At 39.6% G+C, this 2,164-nt stretch carries 3 protein-coding genes; all 3 read left to right on the top strand.

Going from position 1 to position 2,164, the window contains the following annotated elements; all coding sequences use genetic code 11:
* The first annotated feature begins 397 nt into the window (after positions 1–397).
* The 3 genes from AB1414_19670 to AB1414_19660 all read left to right on the top strand — a co-directional run bounded on the left by AB1414_19670 (position 398) and on the right by AB1414_19660 (position 1,554).
* On the top strand, positions 398–625 hold the full coding sequence (locus AB1414_19670) for a DUF433 domain-containing protein (GenBank protein ID MEW6609633.1): 228 nt from the start codon (positions 398–400) through the stop codon (positions 623–625).
* The gene (locus tag AB1414_19665) at positions 622–999 is read left to right on the top strand and encodes a DUF5615 family PIN-like protein (GenBank protein MEW6609632.1); all 378 of its coding nucleotides are present in this window, start codon (positions 622–624) and stop codon (positions 997–999) included. Before AB1414_19670 ends, AB1414_19665 begins: the two co-directional genes overlap by 4 nt.
* 180 nt (positions 1,000–1,179) lie before the next feature.
* Entirely contained in the window at positions 1,180–1,554 is a 375-nt protein-coding gene (locus tag AB1414_19660) for a hypothetical protein (protein MEW6609631.1), read from the top strand.
* Positions 1,555–2,164: the final 610 nt, after the last annotated feature.

Here is a 2,164-nt window from a genome sequence, read left to right as displayed (position 1 = left end):
ACGGAAGAGGAGAAGAAGTATCCTGGAGCAGAAGCATCGAAGAAGTAGTGTGGAGAGAGGAAGTGACAAAGAAATGAATTGCTAACAAAACAATGAACCTGACAGAGCAGGTTATTTTATCGTTAGAATAAAAAAATAATCACACAAAGAACACAAAGATGGGTGAAAATGAAAATAGAATAAATCTTTGTGTGCTTTGAGGCTTTGTGTGAGGATATAAAAGAGAAATTCTAACCCTTCGCTGCACCTGACTGCGAGGGGCTGTGGCATGATTGAGATAGTTTTGTAATTTACCAGAGTTTTATCTTGCTTACAAAGTTTAGTGGTAATTCCCCCTCGCAGCAGGTGAGCTCAATCGTTAGGCATTGATAATACAATAACAGAAGGAGATATAAAGATGGCAAGAATTGTTGTAAACCCGAGGATACTCGGAGGAAAACCCATCATCGAGGGAACTCGTATATCCATTGAGTTCATCCTTGACTTACTTGCTTCTGGTGTAAGCGAAGAAGAGATTCTCGAGGATTATTCTCATTTAACCAAAGAGGACATTCTCGCTTGTCTGAGATATACCGCCCAGTCCTACAGGAATGAGGTATATCTTGCGTTGGAGCCAGCAGCATGAAGTTTCAAGAGTTACGAATTCTCACTGATGAAAACATTTCTCCGAAGGTTGTGGCTTTCCTCAGAAATCAAGGGTTGGATGTGTTAGACACCAAGGAACAACGGTGGCACGGTAAAAGTGACGATGAACTCCTTGAGATTGCGTATGAGGAAAAATGTTGGGTATTAACTCATGATGCGGATTTTGGAACGTTAGCCATTCATGAAGGCAAGCCCTACTTTGGTATTATCTTTGTGCGAGTTAGGAATCTTCAGTCCCACAATGTGATTAAAGTGTGTAATCAACTTCTGCATCATAATGTGGATTTGTCACCGCAGTCTTTGGTGGTCGTAGAGGAAACCCGAATACGCATTCGTCAAGCAAGCATAGATTGAACCTAACCCGGCGCTGCACCTGACTGCGGGGGCTGTGCCGTAATTAGAGTTTTGTGGTATCTCAAGATTTTATCTTGTTTACAAAGTTTGGTGGTAATCCGCCCCGCCGCCGCTGAACTCTATCGTTAGGCTTCTTAAAGGTTTTTTGTAACCATAAACTCTTTCAGTAGGAGGTCAAAAATGAGGATTGTAAAAGAAATAGAGATTGAAGGTAAAAAAGCCCTGGCGCTATTTGACACTGGCTCTATGCATACCTATGTGGTGAACCATCTATTAAAAGGTGTTGCTATCCGTCGCCTATCTGAGCCTTACAAAGTAGCATTAGGTGGAAGGATAGTTGACGTAAAAGAGTATTGTGCAATTGAAGGCAAGATTGAAGGACTTGTATTTCACACTGAGGTAATTCCTATTGATGAAGTAGGGAGAGTGGATGGGAAAAAGATTGATATTCTTATTGGTGCTTTAACTATGGAAGAGTGGGAGATAATTCCGAACCTAAAGAATGCAACCTTAGATTTGTCAGGATTAAAGAGAAGAGAATTTACTGAATTTTAGAAGTTGGCACCAACGTTAGGCATCCTAAAATTGCTTCATTTTACTTTTGAAAACAACAGAGTTAATCTTGGCAAAAAGGAGGTGAGGTTTTTAATTTTGTCAAACTCTTTTAGATAGACAAAAACAATAGAAAAGCCTAACACATATTAAAGGCAATTTGTCAAGAGAAAAGTTTATCCCTATAACGAATTTTTTTAATTTTTTTCAAAAATTCGTTTCTCTTGCACAAATAACGGGCTCGGATACTGCAATCCATGCATGAATCCGTAGCCTTCTGTTCTACGGTTTCACGCCTGGATTGCAGGAATAAAGTTTAAAAAATGAAACTTCCCGCTGTGCGAAACAGTTTGGATTATAAACAGCCTAAAGTCCTGACTCGGTTTTCTATTAACGGGCTAATCCTAATATACATCAGGATTGCACCAACCACATATTAAAGGCAATTTGTCAAGAGAAAAGTTTATCCCTATAACGAATTTTTTTAGAGAGCGTTGCGTAGAACTTAAGGCTATATTTACGGTGCGTGGCATTGTGTTACCTCATTTCTTGCCATCTTTTTGTTTCTCTTGACATTTTGGAGTCCCAAAAGATAACCCAGAGGGTCATTAAC

Source organism: bacterium (assembly GCA_040755795.1).
In the GTDB taxonomy this organism is placed as follows: Bacteria; UBA9089; CG2-30-40-21; order CG2-30-40-21; family SBAY01; genus JBFLXS01.
The sequence above is the reverse complement of the archived record's forward strand: the minus strand, read 5'-3'. Positions and strand labels throughout refer to the sequence as shown.

What these genes read in the sequence shown, in the direction of transcription:
- AB1414_19660 (MEW6609631.1), top strand. Translation starts at nt 1,180, where the DNA reads ATGAGGATTGTAAAAGAAATAGAGATTGAAGGTAAAAAAGCCCTGGCG.
- AB1414_19670 (MEW6609633.1), top strand. Translation starts at nt 398, where the DNA reads ATGGCAAGAATTGTTGTAAACCCGAGGATACTCGGAGGAAAACCCATC.
- AB1414_19665 (MEW6609632.1), top strand. Translation starts at nt 622, where the DNA reads ATGAAGTTTCAAGAGTTACGAATTCTCACTGATGAAAACATTTCTCCG.